This is a genomic window from Facklamia sp. HMSC062C11 (assembly GCF_001810675.1).
In the GTDB taxonomy this organism is placed as follows: Bacteria; Bacillota; Bacilli; order Lactobacillales; family Aerococcaceae; genus Facklamia; species Facklamia hominis.
The window spans coordinates 1-24,276 of record NZ_KV802399.1; the positions used below are offsets into that span (position 1 = coordinate 1).

Consider the following 24,276-nt stretch of genomic DNA (forward strand, 5'->3'; position numbering starts at 1 on the left):
ATCTTTCTCGAACACTCTTTGAGTGTTTCGAAAGCTCACTTACCGCTGCGGCGCTAAACGCAATTGTTCACACTCTCTTTAAAATGTGCTCCAAAAGTCAGAGCCTAGACTCTAAGCTAAAACTCTCAACATTTTCTTTGAAAATGTTCGTGTTTTTGCTTAGCTCTGCGGCTCTAAACGACTTTTGTCGCACTCTCTTGTTATTTCATGTTATGATTAAAGGGTAATGTTCAGGTTATGATTTGGTTGTTGTGTAAAGGGGTGTATTATGTCTTCAAGGAAGATATTGTTGATTGATGGTTCGAGTTTGGCTTTTCGAGCTTTTTATTCGATTTTAGATATTGATCGTTTTACCAATCGACAAGGATTACATACGAATGCGATTTATTCTTTTAAGCGGATGTTGGATAATGTTTTGGCGGAGTTTGAGCCGAGTCATGTCTTGGTGGCTTTTGATAAGAGTCCGAATACGATTCGTAAGGAGAAGTTCGACCAGTATAAGGGGGGACGGTCTAAGACGCCGGCGGAATTTACCGAGCAAATGCCTTATTTTGCACCGCTCTTAGAGGGGTATGGGATTCGTCACTATGCCATGGATTATTATGAAGCGGATGATATTATCGGGACGCTGTCACGTTTGGCGGATCCTAAGGATCAGGTGGTCGTCTTATCAGGCGATAAGGACTTGACTCAGTTAGCTAGCGACCAGGTCACAGTCTATATTACGCGTAAGGGTGTGTCGGACCTAGTGGTCTACTCACCAGCCACCATTCAGGAAAAATGGGGGATTCGTCCGGAACAAATCATTGATATGAAGGGTCTGATGGGGGATAGTTCAGATAATTATCCTGGCATTACTCGAGTGGGTGAAAAGACGGCCCTCAAGTTGCTCCATCAATTCGGTTCGGTGGAGGGGCTCTATGAATCCCTGGATCAGTTAAAGGCCTCTAAGCTCAAGGAGAATATTATCAAGGACAAGGACCAGGCCTTCTTATCCAAAGACCTAGCCCGGATCCTCTTGGATGTTCCCTTGGAGATTGATCTAGCAGATATCGAACGAGGTGAGATGGATACTCAGGCCTTGAATGATCTCTACCGTCAGTTGGATTTCCAATCCTTTTTACAAGAATTGGATGCTAAGTCGGTGCTGGATGACCCATCGTCCAGTCTGGCGGACTTTGACTTGTTGGTGTTGGATGATCAAGCAGACTTTGACACTTTGACTTGGCCGGACAGGGCGATTTACCATACCGAGCAATTGGACGAAAATTATCACTTTGCCAAGGTCGAAGCGGTCTGTTGGGCAGACCCCGAGGCCAAAAAAGCCTATTTTACTTCGGCGAACCTTGCTTTTGCTAATCCTGCCTTTAAAGCCTGGTTGGAAGAGCCATCCAAGTTAAAGGATTGCTTGGACTTTAAGAAGGAAGCGGTGATTGCGGCCCGTTATGGAGTCGATATTGCTGGAATGGGGGAGGATATCTCCATTATGGCCTATCTGGTGGATACCCTGCAGACCCATGAGTTGGCGGACTTGTGCCAAGCCTTTGGACTGGGGCAAGTGATCCCTTACGATGTGGAAGTCTACGGTAAAGGGGTTAAGAAGGCAGTTCCAGAAGATGAAGCGGTTTTTCAGGGTCATCTGGTCTTGAAGCTGCAATGCCTTCATGCCTTGATGGAGCCCTTGTTGGCCAAGTTGGAAGAGCTGGATATGGTGGATTTGTACCGCGAGATGGAACAACCGCTAGCCCAATGCTTAGCCAAGATGGAGATTACGGGGATTAAGGTCAACCAAGAGGTCTTAGAAGCCAAGAATCAAGAGGTGCTAGCTCGTCTAGCCCAAATGGAGAAATCGATCTATGATCTAGCCGGTCACTCCTTTAATGTGAATTCGCCCAAGCAGTTGGGCCAGGTCCTATTCGAGGAATTGAAGTTGCCAGTCATTAAGAAGACCAAGACGGGTTATTCGACGGCTGCCGATGTCTTGGAAAAGCTGGTTCAGGTCCATCCGATTATTCAAGCCATTCTGGATTACCGGCAAATTGCCAAATTACAGTCCACCTACCTGGCAGGCTTGCAGCCCTTTATCAAGGAGGATGGTAAGATTCATACCCGCTATACTCAAACCCTGACCCAAACAGGGCGCCTGTCTTCTACCGACCCTAATCTACAAAATATTCCGATTCGTATTGAAGAAGGACGTTTGGTGCGGGCGGCCTTCGTGCCTAGTCAGCCAGGCTGGCAGATGCTGGGGGCGGACTATTCGCAAATCGAGCTACGGGTCTTGGCGCATATATCGGGTGACGAGCATATGAAGCGGGCTTTCCAAAATGGGGAAGATATTCACTCAGCGACAGCCAGACGGGTCTTCCAATTGGACGAAGACCAGGAAGTGGACGCCGACCATCGTCGTCAAGCCAAGGCGGTTAACTTTGGGATTGTGTATGGGATTTCTGATTATGGTCTGTCCCAGAACTTGAATATCTCAAGGCAGGCGGCCAAGACCTTTATTGACCGGTATTTTGAAGAGTTCCCTAAGATTCGCCAGTATATGGATGAGATTGTCGAGCAAGCTAAAAGCGATGGCTATGTCTCCACCCTCTTTCATCGTCGGCGCTATCTACCGGATATCCATGCCAAGAATTTTAATCTGCGGTCCTTTGCTGAACGAACAGCCATGAACTCGCCCATCCAAGGGACGGCTGCGGATATTATTAAGCTAGCCATGGTTCGCCTACAAGCTCGCTTGGAAGAAGAGGGGCTCTCTTCCCGTCTCCTCTTACAGATCCATGACGAATTAATCTTAGAAGGTCCTAAGGAAGAGATGCCTCAACTTCAGAAACTAGTCGTTGAAGTCATGGAATCGGCCGCTGATCTATCTGTTCCCCTCAAGGTCGATGACCATATCGGGGACAATTGGTATGACCTCAAGTAAGACCTAGATGGGTCTGACAATCTTAACTTAGAATTTAAGTCAATTTTAAAAGCTGTGATCCCTCTGGGGTCACGGCTTTTTTGGTTATGGTGGGGTAGAGAGAAAGCTTTATTAAGGACGATTTATTCATAGGAGTTTAGCGGTTCAAAATTCATACTGGCTTTTCTGATTGTTCGGGTCTATAATTAACCAAAACCGCCTCATCAAGGCCTTGTTGCTTGATGAATCCTTGCTCTAGAAAGGAACTTTTTATGTATCGTTATTTAGTGAATCCCCAACTTGATTTTGATCAAGTCCTAGCCTTGTATCAAGCGGTAGGCTGGACCAATTATACCGATCAGCCCGATCGCTTGCGTCAGGGATTGGATCAAAGCCTTTATGTTCTAGCCTGTATGGATCAAGACCGCTTGGTTGGACTGCTACGTTGTGTAGGAGACGGGGCGACCATTATTTTTATCCAGGATATTCTGGTTCTGCCCGATTATCAACGGCAGGGGATTGGTACCGAGCTCTTGTCCCAGACTCTAGCGACTTATTCAAAGGTCTATCAGATGCATCTATGTACGGATGATACCGCCAAGACGCGGGCTTTTTATGAGTCCATGGGCTTTGTCGACCTGAATGATTGGCAGTGTTTGACTTATACCTATGCCCCTGAAAATAACCAGTAAGCCATCAAGACCCGTGAGCTCAGCGGGTCTTTTTGTTATACTAAGAGCGATCAACTTAGAATGAATGAGGGAAGAAAATGATAAGTAAGCAAACTGATAACCGTTTTGCACGGATTCGATTATTGATGGGACAAGCTGGTTTAGACCAGCTAGAAAAGGCGCGGGTCCTCGTCTTAGGAATCGGGGGTGTGGGATCCAATTGTGCAGAGGCGCTCGCTCGTGGGGGTGTCGGCAACTTAATCTTGTTGGACCAGGACGTGGTGGATATCACTAACATTAACCGCCAAGCTGTGGCCTATAGTTCAACCGTGGGGCGACCCAAGGTGGCGGTCATGACGGATATCATCCAGGAGATTAATCCAGCCTGTCAGGTCACCGCCGTTCAAGTCGCCTTGACTCGGGAGACAGTGGCCGACCAATTGGCAGCCCTGCCTCGTCCCGACTATGTGATTGACTGTATCGACCATGTATCCAGCAAGGTTGCCATCGCCCAGTGGTGCCAAGCTCAAGGTCTGCCTCTTTTGGCAGCCATGGGGGCAGGAAATAAGTTGGATCCTCAGCATCTGCGCTTTGCCGATATCTACGACACTTATAATTGCCCACTGTCCCGCGCCTTGCGTGCCAAGTACCGACAAGCCGGTATTGAAAAATTGACCGTCATCTTCTCGGATGAATTACCGGTCAAGATTCAAGATCCAGCCTCTTCGGCCAAGGAACATACTCTAGGCACCATGTCCTATATGCCGCCGATTATGGGGATGATGATGGCTGGTAAGGTGATCCGGCAGATTCTCAATTTGGATGCTTCTCAAGGGGGCCGTGGCTAATGGTTCTTCTAGATAGCCACTATCATCTGGACTACTTGCAAGACCTTACTCAGCGTCAAGCCTTTATTGACCAAGTCTACCGGCAAGGGATCGGTTTGGTCGCTCAAACCGTTCTCCCTTCTCAATTTCCAGCCCTCGTCCAGTCTTTAGCGGGTGCCAGTTCAGCAGTCCAAGCCTCGCTGGGTTTTCATCCTTGGTGGATCCAGAGTGAGGCACAAGCTCAAGAAGAGCTGGCGACTTTTGATGATTTGCTTTCGACGAGGCGCCAGGTCCTTATTGGGGAGATTGGCCTGGACTATGCCCCTAAGCGGCTGGACCAAGCACCGAAGGACCTGCAGTTAGCGGTCTTGAAGCAGATCTTGCTGGCGATCAAGTACTCGGATCGTCCCGCTGTTTTATCCGTTCATACCGTGCGTTCGGCTAGTGATTTCTTAGACTTACTTGATCAAGTCGACCTGGATGGAAGGGTTCACCGGGTCATTCTCCATCGTTTTAATGGGACCAGTGATGAATTGACCCGACATATTCGCCGTGGAGGTTATTTGTCCGTTCACCCCAGTCATTTTACCCGTAAAAAAGGTCGTGCCTACTTAAGGCAAGTCCCAGCAGACCGCCTGCTCTTGGAGACAGATGCCCCGACAGCAGCGATTAGTCTAGCTAGTGACCAGGAATTAGACCGCTTGGTGCAAGCAGAAGTTCACAGCTTGGAAGAGATCGTGACGGCTTTAGGCGATCTCAGACAGACCGATATGCGGGCACAGATTCAAGCCAACCAAGTCGAGGTTTACGGGGACGTTTGGCCTGCTATAGAATAGGAGCTAAAATGATGAAATCATCCAATGATCTCAATCAAATTCAAACAATTGCCCAATTAGAGGCCTTACCAGCGATTCAGGCCATCAGGGCTCGTTTTGAGGCGCATCATCAAAGGCATGAAAGTATTAGCTGGGGAGACCTGGCCATTTATTTAATCCAACACCTGGACCAGCTGGCCGTCCTCTTGCGAATGGAGGACACGGGGGGAGAAGTGGACTTGATCGCCCATGACCAACTTCCTTTTGTCGGACCGATTTTTCTGGACTGCTACCAAAAAGCCCCTAAAGAACGGGAGAGTCTCTGTTATGACCAGGCAGCACGTCTGGGTCGTAAGAAGTTTCCGCCGGCTTCATCGGTGCTGGAAGAGCTAGCCCATTTGGGGTCGGACTTATTGACCCCCGACCAATATCTGGCCATCCAAGCCCACTTTCCTCTGGATGAAAAGGGGTCTAGTTGGTTATTAACTCCGCCGGCCATTCGTGAGCTAGGGGGTGCTTTATTTGGAGACTACCGCTATCAAACCAGCTTTATCTACCATAATGGAGCTGAATCCTACTATAAAGGTCGTGGTTTCCGGACTTATTTATTGTTGACGGACTGGCCTAAGTCTTAGCCTGGCTTTCTTTTAGTGGGGGGTCATGCTATGATGGTCCTAGGATAATAAAAGGTGGGATGACGTGGCGATTGAGATTCTCTATGAGGATAATCATGTATTAGTCGTCAACAAGCCGGTTAACTGCTTATCTCAAGGAGATCGATCAGGCGACTTGGACCTATTGACACAGTTGAAACAAATGATTAAAGTGCGTGACCATAAACCGGGGCAGGTCTACTTGGGGCTGGTTCACCGCTTAGATCGACCGGTGGGTGGAGTTATGGTCTTTGCCAAGACCTCTAAGGCGGCTGGCCGCTTAGCTAAGCAGCTTCAGTCGCAAAAGCTTGACCGACTATACTGGGCGGTCGTTGAAGGGGATCCAGGGGTGAGTGGTCAGTTGGACCATTATCTCTACAAGGACCAGCGCAAGAATCAGGTCTATGCGGTGGATGCCAAGCACCCCAAGGGTAAGAAGGCCCGCTTGACCTATCAGCGTCTAGCCCAAAGTCAGGGTCGAAGTCTGGTTCAAGTCCGCCTACATACTGGGCGGTCGCATCAGATTCGGGTTCAATTCAAAACAGCGGGCCACCCTTTGTGGGGTGATCAAAAATACAATCCAAAAGCCCAACCGGGGCAGCAGATTGCCCTATGGGCTTATCAGTTACAATTTAACCATCCTACTCGAAAAGAGCCAGTGGCGATCACTTGTCGGCCACCCTCAAGCTCGATTTGGCAGGATTTCCAAGCTTTGATCAGTCAGTAGAAAGGAGCGGCTTCATGTACGATAAACAAGCCATTTATGATTTATTAAAAGAAAAAGGGATTTGGTATGATGTGGTAGAGCACCCAGCTGTTTTTGATATGGAGGCACTGGGAGAATTGGACTTGCCTCATGCGGAATATAATGCTAAGAATCTCTTTGTCCGCGATGATAAAAAAAGAAACTATTATCTTATTACAGTACGAGGTGAAAAGCGGGTTGACCTCAAGGACTTCCGCAAGAAGCAGGAGACTCGTCGTCTCTCCTTTGCATCACCGGAAGACATGGAAGCTCTCTTAGGACTCACCCCTGGTTCGGTGTCGCCCTTAGGCCTCTTGAATGACCGGGAACATCGGGTTCATTATTATTTGGACCAGGACTTAGCCGGTGAGGAAGCCTTAGTGGGGATGCATCCCAATGAGAATACCGCTTCGATCTGGTTGAAACCAGCAGACCTCATTGCCTTGATCCAAGAACATGGCAACGAGGTTACTGTGGTTGAGATTTAGGGAGCTCCTTAACATATAGAAGAGAAACTACCAAGAAAGCAAGCCAATCGAAAAGGCTTGCTTTTTTATGTGCTTTCATTAATGTCTTAGCAAGTGAATCATAAAGAATGAATGGCGTCTTCCGGAATAGTAAATAAAACCAAGGATGATTCAATGAAAGTTCAAATTGCTTGTGATCATTATCTGGGTTAATAGATTATTGAATGCTTCATCAGCAATAAGACTACTCACTTACTTTCAAAGAACGAATTTTTCGATGAGAGGATTTGATACAAAAGATCATTTGAGGGACAGCCAATCTGAAAGAGATTTATTAATGAGAGATCGATTGAATGAAAGCGGATATCATTGCGTTTTTGCGTGTGTTTGTATTGGAATTCGCTTTTATAATAAGAAAAATAGCATGAATTATTAACTTTTTTAATAAAATGTTGGAGCGCTAACATCTTTTTGGCCGAAGCTATGGTTTAATTAGGGTGTCAAATAAATGACTCAACCTTACAAGCTTACAAAAAAATTAATCGGCCGATTAATCGACGAAGATAGAGTAGGGTGTTGAAAGTATGTTCGACTTGTCGCTAACGAATAAATTTCTAGGAGGAAATGAAATGACTGAAAAGCAAAATCCAGAATTTAAATATGTTGATGAGTACGGTTTCGATGAAGCACGATTAAAAGAAGCCTTTGAAGAGGCACGTAAGATCTATAAAGAGCGTGGCTTCATGCGCGAAATGGGTGTTGGTAAAGCACCAGCCATTACAACTGTTGACATGGCTAGAGCTTGGATGACAGAAGGTCACCCATTCACTTGTGACCACTCTGAAGAAGTTTGTGCCAATGCCTTAAAAGTATTAAATGCTGGACGTAAAGCAGGGGTTCCAATCTTCCATACGACAACAGGATATTGGGGAGAAAAACAATGGGATCTTCCACGTTGGGATGAAAAGATTCCGATGCATACTTTAGATATTGATGATGAATATTGGATGGCGATCGATCCAAAATTAGATCCACAACCTGAAGAACCAGTAATCCACAAAAAATATGCATCTAACTTCTTTGGAACACACTTAGCACAAACCTTGAACTTCTTAGGGGTAGATACCTTAATCGTTATGGGTGCCACTTCATGTGCATGTGTTCGCCATACAGTAATGGACTCAACGGGATATGGCTTCAAGACCTTAGTTCCTCGAGGAACAGTCGGCGACCGGGTTCCAGGGGTTATCGAATGGAACATGTTCGACATGGAAGCGAAGTTCTGTGATGTTTGGGAAGTTGACGAAGTTGTTAAGTATCTAGAAGGTATTGACAATTCCGTTTACCGTAAGCACGAACGTAAACTTGATAAATAATTAAGTATTTTATCGAATAAATATTAGTAAAATATAAACCCGTCAAGTCCAGTTAATCTAGACTGGCGGGTTTTCATCATTAGTAAGTAGCTAGCTTGAGACAAGGAGGGAAATAATGGGACTATTAATTAAGAATGGGACGATCGTCTCTTCAACAGCTGAGTATCAAGCGGATCTATTAATAGAAGACGAAAAAATCAAAGAAATAGCCGTCAATATTCCAGAAGGCGACCATGAGGTGGTGGATGCAGCAGGTAAGTATATCTTCCCAGGGGGCGTCGATGAGCACGTGCATATGGGACCTTTTGATTCATATGGTTTTGAGACCTCACATGCTGCCTTAGTAGGTGGAACAACGACGATCGTTGATTTTGCGCCACAAGATCAAGGAGATACGGTGATCAATTCATTCCACCGGCATAAGGATGAAAAAGCCAAGGGAATTGCCTCACCGGACTTCTCCTTCCATGGTATGGTTATGGACACGTCCGAAGCCTTATTGGATGAGATTCCAAAGATGGTTGAAAATGGCATTGTTAACTTAAAATTCTTTATGGCTTATAATGGGACACCTTTCCATGTGGAAGATGACCTCATTTTTAAGGCCATGCAGATATGTAAAGATTATGGAATTACGCCTTGGGTTCACTGTGAGAATGGGGACATGATCGAAGTTCTCAAGGAAGAAGCCGTTAAGAATGGTGTCACAAAACCGATCGGCCACTATCTATCTTCACCACCAACGGTGGAAGATGAGGCGGTGCAACGTCTAATCTACCTAGCTAAGTTAGCTGATTGCCCAGTCTTTATTGTTCATAATACGACGGAAGGAGCCTGCGAAAATATCAAACGTGCCCAAGATCAGGGTCAACCGGTCTATGGTGAGACGTGTACCCACTATCTCACGATCGATACTTCCTTCTTAGAAAAGGAAAACTTCGAAGGGGCCAAATGGGTTTGCGGTCCAGCTATCCGGCCTAAAGAGCACTTAGAAGCTGTTTGGAAAGCGGTTAAGGATGGTACCTTAATGGGAATTGGATCGGACCACGCTGCTTGTGTGGGTGGTTTTGAGAAGGCTAAGAAACGCGGTATCGATGACTTTACTAAGATTCCAAATGGGGTTCCAGGTATGCAAGATCGCTTGAATATGGTCTGGACCCAAGGGGTAGAAAAAGGACGGATCAACCGTCAAGACTTTGTTCGTCTATGTATGGAAAATCCAGCCAAGGTCTGTGGTATCTATCCTCAAAAAGGTGCCTTATTGCCAGGTTCGGATGCGGATGTCTTGATCTGGGATCCGAACTATGAAGGAACGATTTCTGTTGAGAATTCCTATGAAGGAACTGACTACAATACCTTTGAAGGTTTCCCTCAAAAAGGGATTGCGGATAAGGTCTTCCTTCGCGGACATCTGATGGCAGAACGTGGTAAGTTAGTCGGCGAGAAAGGCCAGGGGCAATATGTTAAGCCACAGCCTTATACCGTATGTTACAGTAATTATCATCAAAAAAAGGCGGAATAAAAAACGTCCTGACCTATTAGGGTCTACAGTTTAATAGCTTTACGGATAAAAAAGACTGGTAGTAATGTCATAAAAATAGGCCAACCATCGTATGTAGGGTTTATTTGGATGTCTCACGTTCTTTTTTAAGAATGTGAGGCATTTTTTATAAAAGGGGTCTTACCTAGAAAGAGTGAGTAGGCATGGAATATCTCATTGTCAGCAATAATGCATTCGTCAAAGCACAATATCAGTCTCTTCAATTTGTTGAGGGAGATTTTTACCAGGTTTTAATCGCGGCAAGAGATCGAATTCATCGAGGTTGGCGCTTGGTATCGCACCCACTGCCTGCGTCGATTCGAATGATGTATTCTCCGATACGGTCAATTATCCTGGCCAAGGAGTCTCATTCGAGTGCGACTTTATTGATCGAGCAGTCTATCGATTCCTACCTACGGACCATGGGGCAACGACAACCAGATTATCGTAATTTGGCCGACTATCAGACGATTGATTTCGAATTACTGCAAGCTTGCATAGCAGACTTAACAACAAATATCGAGTAAAGGGGGTCCTAATGTGAGATTAGAAATGCAAAAAATTCGAATTGACGCCATTGATTTTGGCGACCAGACGTGCATACAAGACCATCGATTGATCATCAATGAGGCCGAGATGTTAGCCTTTATTGAAGGAATAGAAAATGTTAAAAAAGCCAGCATTGCCTTGGCAAGGCCCGGCGAAAAAAAACGGATTATTCCCGTGAAAGACGTCATCGAACCGCGTTATCGCGTTGACCGAGGGAATCAATTTCCAGGAGTGACTGGAGATATTGAGCAGCTCGGTGACGGTATCACTAAAAAGATGCAGGGGGTAGCCGTTGTCACGGTAGGGGATATTGTTGGTTTTCAAGAAGGAATTATTGATATGTGGGGCGAAGGGGCCAAGTGGACACCTTTCTCGCAGACCTTGAATGTGGTGGTTGATATTACCCCGGTTGAGGGCTTGGAACCCCATGAACATGAGGCGACTTGCCGGATGGTCGGACTTAAAGCCAGTGAATACCTTGGCGAAGCTCTGGCTGATCTGACAGCGGATGAGACGGAGGTCTATGAGATTGAAGATGTGAAGACCAGTCTTGAAAAATATCCAGATCTTCCACGAGTTGCCTATGCAGAAATGCTAATTGCTCAAGGATTGTTGCATGATGGTTATATCTATGGGGTTGATGTCAAGCAGATTCTACCGACCTTATTGAATCCATTGGAAGAGCTCGATGGTGCCGTCATCTCGGGAAACTGTGTCGCGGCCTGTGATAAGATCACAACCTATCAACATCAAAACAATGCAGTTATTTTAGAACTCTTGAAGCTTCACGGAAAAGAGCTGAACTTTGTGGCTTCAATCATGGTGCCGGAATTAACCATTCTCGATGGTAAGTTCCGTACAACTGACTATACGGTCAAGCTTTGTCAAATGTTGGGCGTCGATGGCGTGATTGTATCGGAAGAAGGCTATGGAAACCCAGACTCAGATTTAGTCATGATTGCCCAAGGTTTGGAGCAGTCTGGTATTAAAGCGGTCTTAATCACCGATGAATGTTCGGGATGGGACGGAGATTCACAACCTCTGGCGGATGCCAAGGAAGAGGCTAAGGCGGTAGTTTCCACTGGAAACGTGTCTCACTTGGTGCATTTAGAGCCAGCCGACCAGGTCTTGGGTGATGCCAAGGCTATTGCCAACCTATCAGGAGGCTGGGAGGGCAGCTTGGATGATCAGGGACGGATTACTTGTGAATTAAATGCCATTATTGGATCAACCTCTGAAATTGGTTACCACAACCTAGCCGTGGAATTACATTAGGAAGGGGGAGGCAGATTCATGAAAAAAATACTTTATTATGTGAACCAGTTCTTTGGCCAAATCGGAGGCGAAGATAAGGCTGATATTGAACCCCGCCTAGTGGAGGGACCGGTGGGTCCGGCTCTCGCTTTTAATAACCTCGTTCAAGGAGGAGAAGTGACCTATACCTTGATTTGTGGGGATAACTATTTCAATGAGAACTTGGAATTAGCTCAACAATTTGTGATGGAGGCTTATGACCAGATCAAGCCAGACTTGGTGGTAGCAGGACCTGCCTTTAATGCGGGACGTTATGGGATGGCTTGTGCGGGGGTAGTGAATACCCTGAAGGATAAGACTACTGTCTTAACTGGGATGTATCATGAGAACCCAGCGGTTGAACAATGTCGCACTCACGCCTATATTATTCCGACTGGAGACTCGGCCGCAGACATGCGTAAGGCTATGCCGAAGATGGTCGAATTAGCTAATAAGCTATTGGCAGGTCAGGAGGTCTCTGCCGAGGAAGATGGCTTCATGGTACAAGGTCGTCGTTTGACGGTCATTTCCGATAAGATCGGGGCCTTGCGGGCGACGGAGATGTTGCTTAAACGCTTAAAAGGGCAAGACTTCGAAACCGAATTACCCATGCCAGAATTCGACTATGTGGATGCTGCCCTACCGATTTCTGATATGGCAAATGCCACAATTGCTTTAGTGACAACAGGGGGGATTGTACCTGAGGGGAACCCTGACCACCTTCAGTCCGCTTCTGCTCAAAAGTGGGTGAAGTATGATATCTCTGACCTAAAAGAGTTAGCGGGTCGCTTCGTGACCATTCACGGTGGATTTGATCCCGTCTATGCCAATGAAAAGGCAGACCGGGTGGCTCCATTGGATGAATTAACTCGGCTTAAAGAAAAAGGAATCATCGGTGATATTTACCCTTATTTCTATTCAACAACCGGGACAGGAACCTCTGTCGGTAACTCAGAGACCTTCGGCCGGGAGATTGGTCAAGAATTGGCTGATGCTAAGGTAGACGGCGTTATTCTAACCTCTACTTGAGGGACCTGTACACGTTGCGGAGCAACAATGGTCAAAGAAATTGAACGCTATGGTATTCCAATTGTGCATATGGCGACGATTACAACGATTTCTGAATCAGTCGGAGCCAATCGGATCGTTCCAACGGTTGCCATTCCTTATCCTGTCGGTAATCCAGACCTGGCTGACAAGGAAGATGTCGTACGGGATGAATTAGTCGACCGCGCCATCCGAGCGTTGAAGACGGAAGTCGCATCGCCGACAGTCTTTAAAAAGGAATAAAGATATTAAAGTAACCAACAAGCAGAGGCGATTAGCTCTGCTTGTTTTTTATGCTAATGGCGATAAAGCTTTGTCAAAACTATTCTTTTTTGTAAGGGCATACAAAATACTTCGAGTATGTTACACTAAATATAGTTAGAAAAGAGAAATTATTTTCATGATTAGAAAAGCCGTGACGAACGCTGTGTGCTTTTAAAAAGAATGGAGGCTATAAAATATGAAACCGTTACAGCATCCGAAATTGTTAGACTTGGAGTTTTTTCAGGGGATTGATGAGGAAACGATGGAAGCGATTGACCAATTACCCATTCGTATTAAAACCTTTGAAAGCGGGGAAATCGTTAATCTTTTTGGTGACTGCTTGGAATATATTTATATTATTATCGAAGGCTGTCTTAAGACCAATGAATATCTGATGAGTGGTAAAGAAGTGGTCTCATCCTATTATTTTGCCAAAGATGCCTTTCCTTTTTATTTAGTTTATGGCGGAAGACAGACTTATCCTTATAATGTTTGTTGTCATAAAAAAGCCAAGGTCTATGCCCTGCCTATTCAAGGCTTCAAAGAGATTATTGCCAAAGATGTTAAGTTGATGGAGAATATATTGGTCTTTGTATCTAAGTATTGTGTGAAGAACAAGATGGTGATCCAGGCAGCCTCCTATCCCAAGGTGTCGCAGCGCTTGGCATTTTGGTTATTGGCTTCAGCAGATTGCCAGGGAGACTACCAAATTCCAGGCACACAGCAGTTATTTGCCGATCGGCTTTTAGTGAATCGCTCTTCCTTGAATCAAGAGATTAAGAACTTTGAAGGCTTGGGCTATATTCGGAAAAAAGGTCGCAGCGTCCACCTGAATGATCGATCGGCATTGGAGGCCCTGATTCAAGAACAGTAAAGCCCCTCTTTTAAAAGCGCTTTAGATCGTGGTATACTAGAGGCAGTTATTCAATCACAGTCAAGAAAGGAAGTTTGTATGAAGAAACGAATTGAAAATTTTGCCCGTTTAGCGGTAGAATACGGGGTTAATGTACAGGAAGGCGAAGATGTTTTAATCACGACGCCAGTGGAAAGTCCAGAATTAGCGCGTTTAATCACCAAGGCAGCCTACGAAAAAGGGGCACGTAAGGTAGCGATTAATTGGGTGGACGACTATGTGACTCGTTGCAATTATGAATATCAAGCCCAAGAGACCTTGAACGAAGTGGCGGATTGGGAAGTAGCTAAGATGCAATACCAGATTGCTGACAAGCGGTCTAACCGAATCTCCATCTATGCGGAAGATCCTGACCTTTTATCGGGGCTTGACCAAGCCAAGATCTCAGAGGCGGTTCGTAATCGGTCTTTGAAGATGAAGGATTTTGTTAAATATACCATGAATGATATCGTATCCTGGTTGGTGATCTCGGTGCCAACCTTGAAGTGGGCTCATAAGATTTTCCCAGATCTTAGTCCTGAAGCAGCCTATGACAAGTTATGGGAAGTGATTCTTGATGTTTGTCGGGTATCGGAATCTTGGGAAGATACCAAGGCCAATTGGGATCAACACATTAAGACACTGAATGAAAAAGCCCACTTCCTCAATGAGCAACAATTTGAGGAAGTTCACTATCAAGCCAGCAATGGAACGGACTTACGAGTGAAGTTACCTAAGAATCACTTATGGATGTCTGCCGGTTCTTCCAATGCCAAGGGAGATCATTTCATTCCGAACATGCCAACCGAAGAAGTCTTTACCGCTCCTCAATATGATGGAGTTAATGGCCGTTTAGTAGCTTCCAAGCCGTTAGTTTATAACGGGGTTGTCATCAATCACTTTGAATTTACCTTCAAAGACGGTAAGGTGGTTGACTTTAAGGCTCAAGAAGGTTACGACACCCTCGCTGAAATGTTGGAAAGCGATCCAGGTGCTCGCTTCTTAGGAGAAATTGCCTTAGTGCCTTACGATTCACCGATTTCTAATTCTAATATTTTGTTCTATAATACACTCTTTGATGAGAATGCTTCTTGCCATTTTGCCCTAGGTAAGGCCTATCCAACCTGTGTTGAGGGTGGTACTGATCTAGAAGACGATCAAGTTCATCAAGCAGGTCTAAACGATTCCTTGATCCACGAAGACTTCATGGTCGGAACCGCTGATTTAAACATTACCGGCTACAAAAACGATCAAGCCTTCCAAATATTCAAAGAAGGAAACTGGGCATTTTAAAACAGAGTGCGAACAATTGCGGTTTGCGCCGCAGCGGTAAGTGAGCCTTCGAAACACTCAAAAGAGTGTTCGAGAAGGATCGCTTAACGTCCAGGAGCTGCAATTGCGAGCACGTTTTAATAGAGTGCGCCGATGAGCGGTTATCCCCTGAAGGCTAAGTAAGAAATCGTTCGGAGTGACATTAGTCACGCAGAGCGATTTTTGCTTAGACATAAGGGGATGCTCATCGAAGCACGTTTTGACAGAGTGCGAACAAAAGCGGTTACCTAACGGATGTAAGACTGTAAGTTGTTAAAGCAACAACAGTCTCAGCAATCCCCTGTAGCATTTTCAATGCTTACAGGTTTAAGTGCGTCCGCAAGCACATTTTGACAGAGTGCACTCGCACTAGTGATACATTGATCAAAAAAGACTACGACAGCTTTTTGTACCGACCTCCCAATCGTTAGATTTTTGGTCTAACTTTTGGGGGGCGGTACATTGGTCGTAGTCTTTTTAGTATCCCGTTAATTTTCAGGTTGGATTAGGGTTTGGAAGTGATCGATGAGTGATTGGGCTTGACCTTCCATGCGTCCACTCACTAATTGAGGAGACCCACCGCCCTTAATTGACGGGATTGAACTCTGGAGTGTCTTTAAAAGGTCTCGAGCTTTTCCTTGAGGGGACAAGAGGGCGAATTGTAGCTTGTCGGAGTCTTGATGATAGAGTAGGCAGTCTTGGTCGATGAATTTAACCAAGGCTTGGGAAAGTTGGCGTAAGTCCTGGCTTTCAGGGTCATTTAGGGCATAGACTGGTTGCTTTGTTTGGGCTAAGGCTTGGGCTTGATAGGAGATCACTTGAGCTTTAAGGTCAGCAGCTACTTTAGCGCTGGCTTTTTCCTTGTGAATGAGGTCTTGGACTGCTTGGTCTAATTGATCGACCGGTGCGTTGAGGATTTGGCTCAAGTGGTTGGCTTGTTGGTAGTAGGTCTCTAGGGCTTTTTCGGTGGCTTGGTTGAGGGTCAAGGAGACCTTGCTGCCACGGGAAGAGTTGCGAGCATTCAAGTGACAGTAGGAACCAATTTGACCGGTATGGTTGACGTGGAGGGTGGCACAGGGTTGACAGTCGACGTCACCAAAACGAACTAGCCGCAGGGTGTCATGGTGTTGGTAGTCAGGGTCTGGATAGTCGGCTCCCTTGATATAACGAATCTCACAAGGAATTTCCTGGCGGATAATCGCTTGCATGAAGGCCTGGCATTCGTCTAACAAGTCCGTCGAGAGATCCTTTTGATTGACTTCATACCAGAGGTGGTCGGGATCTGTACCAATGGCAATGAGCTCCAGTCCTTTTTGCCGGTAAAAACCATCAAGTAGATGGAAACTTGATTGAACGGCTGTATTGAACCAGCGTGTTTTGGGTTCAACTTCTAATTGGATGGGGTCTTCAAGCGGAGTTTGAACTTGGTGGTAGAGGGTGTCGCCGATGTATTTTAAGTCAAGGACAGGCTGTCCGTTGATCCAGCCACGATCACTTGGCATGCCTCCTTTTTCACCATAAAAAACGGTCGCTTCAAAAGCGTAGTAGTCATCTTTTTGATCAATGATGTGGGTCGTTAGGTTTAATTTGCTAAAATCGTCGTAATAAGGATTCATGATTGACCTCGCTTTCAGGGCTTTTGATCCCATTATAGCATAGATCTTGAGCCATAACTTGATCCTAAAGAGGGGCTTTTCTATAATAGAAAGGCAGGAGGGATGGAGATGGATCAACGATTACAAAAACAATTGGAATTTTGTTTGAAGTTGGATGAGGCTAAGAATATCTTACGGCAGACGCATTTAAGTCATCATGGCCGACGGGAAAATGATGCCGAACATGCTTGGCATATGGCGGTGATGGCTTATGTCTTGCGCCACTATGCCAACGAGCCAGTCGATGTTGGTAAGCTCTTAATCATGTGCTTGATTCATGATATTGTAGAGATTGAAGCGGGAGATACCTATGCTTATGATGAGGCTGGTAAGAAGACTCAAGCAGAGCGAGAAGCAGTGGCACGGGATAAGTTGTTCGGCATGTTACCAGCAGACCAAGCCGCAGAATTAGCTGGCTTATTTGATGAATTTGATGAAGGGAAAAGTCCGGAAGCGCACTTTGCGAATGCGATGGATAATCTCCAACCCTTGATCTTGAACCACTCAAATGGGGGTAAGGACTGGACTGATCATCAGGTGACATATGATCAGGTCTTTCAACGTCAATCTAGGACTGAAGCTGGATCTAAGGTGCTTTTTGATTATACCCAGCAAGTTTTGGATGACCATGTTAAGAAAGGTAACTTAAGAAAATAGATGCTTGATTGAGCAATCGAGAATAATGAAAAAGGACACCCAGTGGGGTGTCCTCTTTGTTTAGTTTCGTGTAGCAATTTAAAGTCTTGCTTCCGTTAGGTTAACGACTTTAGTCATACTCTATCAAAACGTGCTTCGATGAGCATCCCCTTATGTCTAAGCAAAAATCGCTCTGCATGACTCATGTCATTCCGCTCGATTTCTTACTTAGCCTACAGGGGATAAGCGCTCATCGTCGCACTCTATTTAAAACGTGCTCACAAAAGCTGGGTCTTGCCAATAAGCGATCCCCCTCGAGTGTTTTCCAAACACTTCGGGGGCTCACTTATTGCAGCGACCCAAAGCGCTTTTGTTCGCACTCTATTTTTCTTCGGGGAGGATGGTGTTGAAGGTGTCTCCGTGTTGGAGGTCGGCGTATTGGTAGCCGCGTTTGAACCAGGCTTGACGCTGTTTTGCAGATCCGTGGGTGAAGGAGTCTGGGACGACTCGGCCATAGGTTTCTTTTTGTAGGGTGTCATCACCGACCGCTTCAGCGGCTCCCATGGCTTCTTCTAGGTCGCCGGCATCGAGGAGTCCTTGTTCTTCGGCATAGCGAGCCCAAGCTCCAGCATAGTAATCTGCCTGGAGTTCTAAGCGGACCGACAGAGCCTTTTGCTGGCTGGAGCTGGCTCGGCGTGCGGCAGCCTGGTATTGATCCATGGTGCCGACGAGGGTTTGGATATGGTGACCCACTTCATGAGCCAGAACATAGGCCATGGCAAAGTCTCCCGGTGCCTTATATTTATATTGTAAATCCCGATAGAAAGAAAGGTCGATATAGACCGATCGGTCACCGGAACAGTAGAAAGGCCCCGCTTGGGCTGAGCCAAAGCCACAGCCTGAGGTTTGTACGGTATCGGTATAAAGAACCAACTTAGCAGGTCGGTAGTCAATGCCCGCTTTTTGGAGTTCTTCTTGCCAGAAATCTTCGGTTGACCCCAAAACAGCCGCTAGAAATTCTTTTTCCTCGGAACTTGCTTCCTTGGATTGGTTGATTTGTTGGCTGGCTGGGGGATAGGAGTTGGATGGGTTACTTGTTGGTCCCATCAAGAAATTGCCCCCTGAGAAAAAGAGGAAGGCAAGGATCAATAGGACGACCCATTTAGGTAAGCCTCGAGTGAGTAGCAGCAAGTTAAGTAAACTTCCTAAGCCACCGCCACCATAGCCTCGTCTGCCATAGCCTCGACCGGTCGGAATACGATTTCGTTGTCCGCGCCGATCCTCCACATTGTCGCTTCGTCGCAAATTATCCCATTTCATTTTGTTTTCCTCATTTCATCGTGTGTTCTTTCCTTCATTATAATGAAAATTCCGCTTAAAGAACAGTTAAAGGCTTAAACCAAAAAAGCGGCCCCTAGGCCGCAATAGAAGTTATTCTTGAGTGTTTTGAGGGTCTTCAGTGGCTTCCAGTGGGTAATCGGACTGGGTTGCCCATTCCATCAAGGATCCATCGTAGACCTTCACTTGGTCTTGCCCTAATTGGTTCAAGATATTACGAACGTAGGAGGCCGCTACCCCAAAACCGCAGTAGACAACGACTTCCTTATCTGGATTTAAGGCGTCGCTTTCAGCAAAGATTTCTTTTAATTGGTCAGCAGCTAAAAGCTCGCCCGTTTTCGGATCTTCTAGCTTCATATAAGGAACATTGAAGGCACCAGGGATGTGGCCATTACGATCCTCCCCAAAGGACGCGAAAGCGCCTGAAAATTGATCGGGACTAAGGGCATCAATTAGGACGGTTTGGGGATCTTCTTGGTCGACAATGGCTTTCATGCCTTCTAAGTCGGTATAAAGGGCTTCTTGACGCGTTAGGTCTAATTGACCTGGGCTAATGCTTGTTTCTTCGTCGGTCACTTTATAGCCGTCGGCTTTCCATTTAGCCAAGCCCCCTTCTAAAACAGCAACTTGGTCTTTGCCTTCATATTGAAGTTGCCAAGCCAAGCGTGAAGCCCAACTATCTGCCTTGAATTCAGCAGCCACTTCAGGTCCGCCATCATAGACAACGACCCGGCTTTCATTGGTCATGCCTAGGCTTTCCATATAGGCGACAAAGACATCGTGATCAATCGCGGTAAAAGGAATCGGAGCATCTTCTTTAGCTAATTGGAATTGATCGGCAAAAACAGCACCAGGGATATGTTCTTTTTGATAATCTTCCAAGCCTGAGGCGAGAAATTCACCATCAGGGTCGTTGAATAGCACACTGGCATCAATCACTAGGAGGTCTGGATCATCGAGATGATCGGCTAACCATTGGGTACTAACAAATGGGGTCATCGTTTCCTCACTTTCTTTGGCAAATAGAGACTGGGGCATTAAGAGACAAATATGGGCAAGTAAAGCCCATAGTTGACGCATGATGGGAACTACCTTTCTTATTAGGAGGTTACAAGCTACACCCATCCTAGCATAGGGCTCTCATCAGGACAAGTTAGTCACTATGAGCTTTTCTGATAAATCCAAGAGATCTATTTAGAAAAGGTTTAGGTATATCTAAAAATATTTTATAAAAATAACTAAAAAAGCACTTGACACCTTTAAAGGTTTAGGCTATCCTAAAAATATCAAAGTTAGGACAATAAATTTAACCCATTTAGGAGGAAGATCTTATGAAAAAACTAAAAGGCTTAATGGCCTTCTTCTTATTAGCAAGTATTGGATTGTTGACGGTAGGTCAAGTAAAAGCAGCAGACAAGCCAACGGTGACGACAACCACATCCTTCTTATATGATATGGTCAATCAATTGGCTGGCGATAAAGTGAACCGAGAGTTAGTGATTCCAGCGGGAGAAGACCCTCACGTTTACGTTGCTAAACCACAAGATTTAATCAAATTGGAAAAGGCTGACTTGGTCTTATACCATGGTTTACATTTTGAAGGACGGATGGTAGAAGCCTTAGAAAAAGTGGGCTACCCTGTATCCGAAACTTTTGATGAATCTAAGATCGGTGAGATGGATCAAGATGGCAAGAAAGTGATCGACCCTCACTTCTGGTTTGATATCGACCTTTATAAGGAAGCCACTCAAAATGCTAGCAAAAAATTGATCGAGTTATTGCCCGATAGCAAAGATGAGATCGAAGCCAATACCCAGGCTTACTTGAAGCAATTAGACGACTTGGATCAATATGTGAAGGAACAAATCGAATCCATTCCAGAAGATCAACGCTATTTGATTACTCCTCATGATGCCTTTAACTATTTCTCAAGACGCTATCATATTCCTGTCAAGGCCCCTCAAGGAGTGTCTACTGATTCGGAAGTTGCCAATGCGGATGTGGAAGAAACGGTTAATTTCATCGTTGACCATCAAGTTAAAGCGATCTTTGCGGAGTCAACAACCGACCCAGCACGGATGGAAAAATTGAAAGAAGCCTGCAAGGCTAAAGGCTTTGACGTAGAAGTGGTATCGGGTGAAGGTCAAGAACTTTTCTCCGATTCCTTAGCTCCAGAAGGACAAGATGGCGATAATTATATTGATATGGTTCGTCATAATGTGGATTTAATTACCAGCCACTTAAAATAATGAATGCTGGGCCTGAATAAATTGATGATTGAAGAGCACGCTTGTAAGGGCCCTAACTACCTTACAAGCGGCTTTTAGTTATATAAGAGTAATCATTACGAATGAAAAAGGAGAGGATCGTATGACAGAAAACATCGTACAAGTACGCGATTTGACCATGGCTTATCATGATAAGCCGGTATTATGGGATGTGGATTTAGATATTCCTAAAGGATCACGGACAGCGATTATCGGCCCTAATGGAGCCGGTAAGTCAACTCTGATAAAGGGGGTATTGGGTCTAGAATCCACTTTGTCCGGTTCGATCAAGGTCTTTGATCAACCGGTGAAGTCGGTTTTTAAGCGGATTGCTTATATACCACAAGCGTCTTCCGTCAATTGGAATTTTCCGACGACCGTCGAAGATGTCGTCTTAATGGGGCGGTATGGACACTTGGGCTGGCTAAAGCGGCCTACTTCGACCGACCGAACCATTGCCTTAGCGGCCTTGGAAGAGATTGGCATGCTGGATTTTAAATCACGGCAGATTGCCCAACTATCCGGTGGACAGCGGCAACGGGTCTTCATCGCCCGAGCGATTGCCCAGCAGGCGGAGATTTATTTTATGGACGAGCCTCTGGCTGGGGTAGATAAGAAGACGGAGGGAGTCATTATTGATTTCTTGACTCGATCGCAAAAGGAAGGCAAGACCTCGATCGTGGTTCACCATGATTTGAATACCATTAAGGCTTATTTTGATTACTTGGTGATCTTAAATAAACAAATAGTAGCAGCTGGCCCCGTTGAGTCCTGCTTTACAGCCGATAATTTATCCAAAGCCGACATGTTAGCCAGTCAAGTTGTTTTACAGGATCATTCAACGGTTAGAAAGGAGGATTAGGGATGTTTCATTTGGATAGTCAAGTTCTGACTTCTTATTCCTTCTTATTGATCGCCCTAGGGACCTTTTTATTGGCTTCAGCGGCAGGAATCATTGGGACGGTCTCCGTCTTAAAGGGGCAATCCTTGATTGGAGATGCGATCGGGCATGCGGCTTATCCGGGGATTATTATGGCCTTTATGGTGGTGGTCTCCAAGGATCCAACGGCCTTACTCATCGGTGCCTTGATCTCTGGCGCCTGTGCCTTTTTCTTGATTCAGTTGATCCATCATTATTCAAAGGTCAATCTGGATGCCATTCTAGCGATTGTGCTTTCGGCTTTCTTCGGTCTAGGGATGGTCTTAAAATCCTGGATCCAGGGGCATCCGGCTTTTGCGGGACAATCCCAGTCGGGCTTGAATAATTATATCTTTGGTCAAGCGGCCTATATTATGGAAAAAGATGTTCGAATTATTTTATGGGTGGCCATCGTTTCTTTGTGCTTGTTTGGTCTCTTTTACAAGGAAATTAAGGTCTTTGTCTTTGATGAGGTGTATGCCCAGACGATTGGCATTCGTTCTAGATGGATCTATGCCTTGATGATGTTGATGACCATGTCGATTATTGGAGTGGGCTTGAAGTTAGTGGGGACAATTCTGATTGCTTCCTTATTGATTGTACCAGCGGTGACCGCTCTCCAGTGGTCGAATCGATTTTTGCCGGTTTGTTTGATTGCTGCTTTTGTGGGCGGCATTTCGGCGGTGATTGGAACTTATTATTCTACGATTTACCGCGGTTTATCGACCGGGCCCATGATTATTGTCGTCATGACTTCTTTAGCTTTGATCTCCTTGTTGATTGGACCGCGAGGGATTTTATCCACCCTTAGAAAAAGGAGGGCCATGTAATGATGACTTTTTCAGATATGATTAATTTATTGATGGCGTCCTATGAATCCTGGTTGGTTTTATTGGTGACTGCAGTGACTTGTGCTCTGATCGGAAGCTTTTTGGTCTTGCGCAACCTGTCTATGATTGCCGATGCGATTTCACACTCGGTGTTATTGGGGATTATCCTCGGCTTTTTTATTGCGGGAGACTTAGACTCACCTTGGTTGATTTTTGGAGCGGCTGCTCTGGGCGTGGTGACCGTTTGGTCGACCGAAACCCTCAGTAAAACGGGGCTGGTGGAAAATGATGATGCGGTCGGGATTGTTTATCCCTTGTTCTTTGCCTTAGCGGTCATCTTAATTACTCGCTTTGCCTCGAATGTCCACTTGGATACCGATGTGGTTTTAACCGGAGAAGTGATTTTAACACCGCTCGATCGAGTGGAGCTTTTTGGTTTTTCACTGCCGACGGCTTTGTTCCAAATGAGCCTGCTTTTGGGCGTGAATGCTTTATTTATTGTGATCTTCTTTAAAGAATTGAAGTTGACCACTTTTGATAATCAATACGGTCATCTCTTAGGCTTTAATGCAGGACTCTTATTCTATGTTTTGATGACCCTTAATTCGGTGACCACGGTTTTGGCCTTCGATGCGGTTGGGGCGATTCTTGTTGTCGCTTTTCTCGTAGGTCCGGGTGCTTCGGCTTACCTCTTCTGTAAAGATTTGAAGCAAATGCTTGTTGTAGCCATGCTTTATGGAATTATTAATGCGACTTTAGGTTATTTTATCGGGATTGCCTGGAACGTATCGATCGGTGGGATGGCAGCGGTCATGACGGGCGTGACCTTCTTCTTAACCTTCTTATTCCACCGTCAAGGGCTTTTAACAGCTTTATGGCGTCGTTACCGTCAATCCAAGCAGTTGCGCTATGATTTGGTGCTCTTGCATATTTATAGTCATACCTTGCAAGGGCAAGAGAAGGAAGAATTGCGGACGGATTGTTTGGATGAACACTTCAAATGGTCGAAAAAAGAAGTGGATAAGGCCTTGACGGTCTTATTTAAGGCGGACTATGTGACGGTCGATACTAGCAAGCAGGTCTATCGCTTGACCCCAGCAGGTCTTGACCGAATCCAAGCTATTCAACAAGAATATGGAATCTAAGCAAGCTGAATGATTATATAAACGCTAGCTTTGTTGGGGAGGCGATGGCCTTTTCGCTTGCCTATAAAAATAAAGCAACAGTTGTGATTTACTAATTCGAAAATTTATTTCAAAAACTGAACCCT

At 45.5% G+C, this 24,276-nt stretch carries 22 protein-coding genes; 19 read left to right on the forward strand and 3 right to left on the reverse strand.

From position 1 onward, the window contains the following. The first annotated feature begins 268 nt into the window (after window positions 1-268). The 14 genes from polA (at window position 269) to HMPREF2758_RS04545 (ending at window position 15,343) form a co-directional block, all read left to right on the forward strand. Window positions 269-2,932 (forward strand): DNA polymerase I, encoded by a 2,664-nt coding sequence (gene polA / locus HMPREF2758_RS04475; RefSeq protein WP_070609371.1) that lies wholly within the window; start codon window positions 269-271, stop codon window positions 2,930-2,932. A gap of 251 nt (window positions 2,933-3,183) precedes the next feature. Next, the gene (locus HMPREF2758_RS04480) at window positions 3,184-3,603 is read left to right on the forward strand and encodes a GNAT family N-acetyltransferase (protein WP_006908768.1); all 420 of its coding nucleotides are present in this window, start codon (window positions 3,184-3,186) and stop codon (window positions 3,601-3,603) included. Window positions 3,604-3,680: 77 nt separating this feature from the next. Beyond that, window positions 3,681-4,430, forward strand: a complete 750-nt coding sequence (locus tag HMPREF2758_RS04485) for a tRNA threonylcarbamoyladenosine dehydratase (RefSeq protein ID WP_070609372.1) — start codon at window positions 3,681-3,683, stop codon at window positions 4,428-4,430. Continuing rightward, a complete protein-coding gene (locus HMPREF2758_RS04490; protein WP_070609374.1) occupies window positions 4,430-5,245 on the forward strand; it encodes a TatD family hydrolase in 816 nt (271 codons plus the stop codon). The genes HMPREF2758_RS04485 and HMPREF2758_RS04490 overlap by 1 nt, the downstream gene beginning before the upstream one ends. 11 nt (window positions 5,246-5,256) lie before the next feature. Beyond that, window positions 5,257-5,859 (forward strand): DUF4256 domain-containing protein, encoded by a 603-nt coding sequence (locus tag HMPREF2758_RS04495; RefSeq protein ID WP_070609375.1) that lies wholly within the window; start codon window positions 5,257-5,259, stop codon window positions 5,857-5,859. A 64-nt stretch (window positions 5,860-5,923) separates the two neighbouring features. Further along, window positions 5,924-6,604 carry an RluA family pseudouridine synthase gene (locus tag HMPREF2758_RS04500; RefSeq protein WP_070609377.1) on the forward strand — a complete coding sequence of 227 codons (681 nt, stop codon included), beginning with the start codon at window positions 5,924-5,926 and terminating at the stop codon, window positions 6,602-6,604. A 14-nt stretch (window positions 6,605-6,618) separates the two neighbouring features. Next, window positions 6,619-7,110, forward strand: coding sequence for a prolyl-tRNA synthetase associated domain-containing protein (locus HMPREF2758_RS04505; protein WP_006908773.1), 492 nt, complete (start codon window positions 6,619-6,621; stop codon window positions 7,108-7,110). 608 nt (window positions 7,111-7,718) lie between these two features. Continuing rightward, a complete protein-coding gene (locus HMPREF2758_RS04510) occupies window positions 7,719-8,465 on the forward strand; it encodes an isochorismatase family protein (protein ID WP_180947357.1) in 747 nt (248 codons plus the stop codon). Between the two features lie 115 nt (window positions 8,466-8,580). After that, on the forward strand, window positions 8,581-9,987 hold the full coding sequence (gene hydA / locus HMPREF2758_RS04515) for a dihydropyrimidinase (protein ID WP_006908777.1): 1,407 nt from the start codon (window positions 8,581-8,583) through the stop codon (window positions 9,985-9,987). A gap of 182 nt (window positions 9,988-10,169) precedes the next feature. Beyond that, window positions 10,170-10,532, forward strand: coding sequence for a GrdX family protein (locus HMPREF2758_RS04520; protein WP_070609379.1), 363 nt, complete (start codon window positions 10,170-10,172; stop codon window positions 10,530-10,532). A gap of 13 nt (window positions 10,533-10,545) precedes the next feature. Next, on the forward strand, window positions 10,546-11,829 hold the full coding sequence (locus HMPREF2758_RS04525; protein WP_070609380.1) for a glycine/sarcosine/betaine reductase component B subunit: 1,284 nt from the start codon (window positions 10,546-10,548) through the stop codon (window positions 11,827-11,829). 18 nt (window positions 11,830-11,847) lie between these two features. After that, window positions 11,848-13,137 carry a glycine/betaine/sarcosine/D-proline family reductase selenoprotein B gene (locus HMPREF2758_RS04530; protein WP_081634515.1) on the forward strand — a complete coding sequence of 430 codons (1,290 nt, stop codon included), beginning with the start codon at window positions 11,848-11,850 and terminating at the stop codon, window positions 13,135-13,137. Window positions 13,138-13,354: 217 nt separating this feature from the next. Next, window positions 13,355-14,032, forward strand: coding sequence for a Crp/Fnr family transcriptional regulator (locus HMPREF2758_RS04540; protein ID WP_070609382.1), 678 nt, complete (start codon window positions 13,355-13,357; stop codon window positions 14,030-14,032). Window positions 14,033-14,110: 78 nt separating this feature from the next. Next, entirely contained in the window at window positions 14,111-15,343 is a 1,233-nt protein-coding gene (locus HMPREF2758_RS04545) for an aminopeptidase (protein ID WP_016648358.1), read from the forward strand. A 506-nt stretch (window positions 15,344-15,849) separates the two neighbouring features. Here HMPREF2758_RS04545 and HMPREF2758_RS04550 read toward each other — a convergent pair. Beyond that, entirely contained in the window at window positions 15,850-16,977 is a 1,128-nt protein-coding gene (locus HMPREF2758_RS04550; protein ID WP_070609525.1) for an alanyl-tRNA editing protein, read from the reverse strand. Between the two features lie 108 nt (window positions 16,978-17,085). On the opposite strand from HMPREF2758_RS04550, the gene HMPREF2758_RS04555 reads away from it, so the two are divergent. Further along, the gene (locus HMPREF2758_RS04555; protein WP_070609383.1) at window positions 17,086-17,673 is read left to right on the forward strand and encodes an HD domain-containing protein; all 588 of its coding nucleotides are present in this window, start codon (window positions 17,086-17,088) and stop codon (window positions 17,671-17,673) included. 360 nt (window positions 17,674-18,033) lie between these two features. On the opposite strand, the gene HMPREF2758_RS04560 is transcribed toward HMPREF2758_RS04555, so the two are convergent. Further along, window positions 18,034-18,972 (reverse strand): KPN_02809 family neutral zinc metallopeptidase, encoded by a 939-nt coding sequence (locus HMPREF2758_RS04560; RefSeq protein WP_006908793.1) that lies wholly within the window; start codon window positions 18,970-18,972, stop codon window positions 18,034-18,036. A gap of 111 nt (window positions 18,973-19,083) precedes the next feature. Beyond that, the gene (locus HMPREF2758_RS04565; protein ID WP_083304845.1) at window positions 19,084-20,070 is read right to left on the reverse strand and encodes a sulfurtransferase; all 987 of its coding nucleotides are present in this window, start codon (window positions 20,068-20,070) and stop codon (window positions 19,084-19,086) included. A 251-nt stretch (window positions 20,071-20,321) separates the two neighbouring features. On the opposite strand from HMPREF2758_RS04565, the gene HMPREF2758_RS04570 reads away from it, so the two are divergent. The 4 genes from HMPREF2758_RS04570 to HMPREF2758_RS04585 all read left to right on the forward strand — a co-directional run bounded on the left by HMPREF2758_RS04570 (window position 20,322) and on the right by HMPREF2758_RS04585 (window position 24,151). Further along, window positions 20,322-21,239: a metal ABC transporter solute-binding protein, Zn/Mn family gene (locus HMPREF2758_RS04570; protein WP_070609384.1), complete on the forward strand. Its 918-nt coding sequence runs from the start codon at window positions 20,322-20,324 to the stop codon at window positions 21,237-21,239. Between the two features lie 121 nt (window positions 21,240-21,360). Further along, on the forward strand, window positions 21,361-22,119 hold the full coding sequence (locus HMPREF2758_RS04575) for a metal ABC transporter ATP-binding protein (protein WP_070609386.1): 759 nt from the start codon (window positions 21,361-21,363) through the stop codon (window positions 22,117-22,119). Between the two features lie 2 nt (window positions 22,120-22,121). Next, window positions 22,122-23,006 carry a metal ABC transporter permease gene (locus tag HMPREF2758_RS04580; protein ID WP_070609388.1) on the forward strand — a complete coding sequence of 295 codons (885 nt, stop codon included), beginning with the start codon at window positions 22,122-22,124 and terminating at the stop codon, window positions 23,004-23,006. Continuing rightward, the gene (locus HMPREF2758_RS04585; RefSeq protein ID WP_070609390.1) at window positions 23,006-24,151 is read left to right on the forward strand and encodes a metal ABC transporter permease; all 1,146 of its coding nucleotides are present in this window, start codon (window positions 23,006-23,008) and stop codon (window positions 24,149-24,151) included. The genes HMPREF2758_RS04580 and HMPREF2758_RS04585 overlap by 1 nt, the downstream gene beginning before the upstream one ends. Window positions 24,152-24,276: the final 125 nt, after the last annotated feature.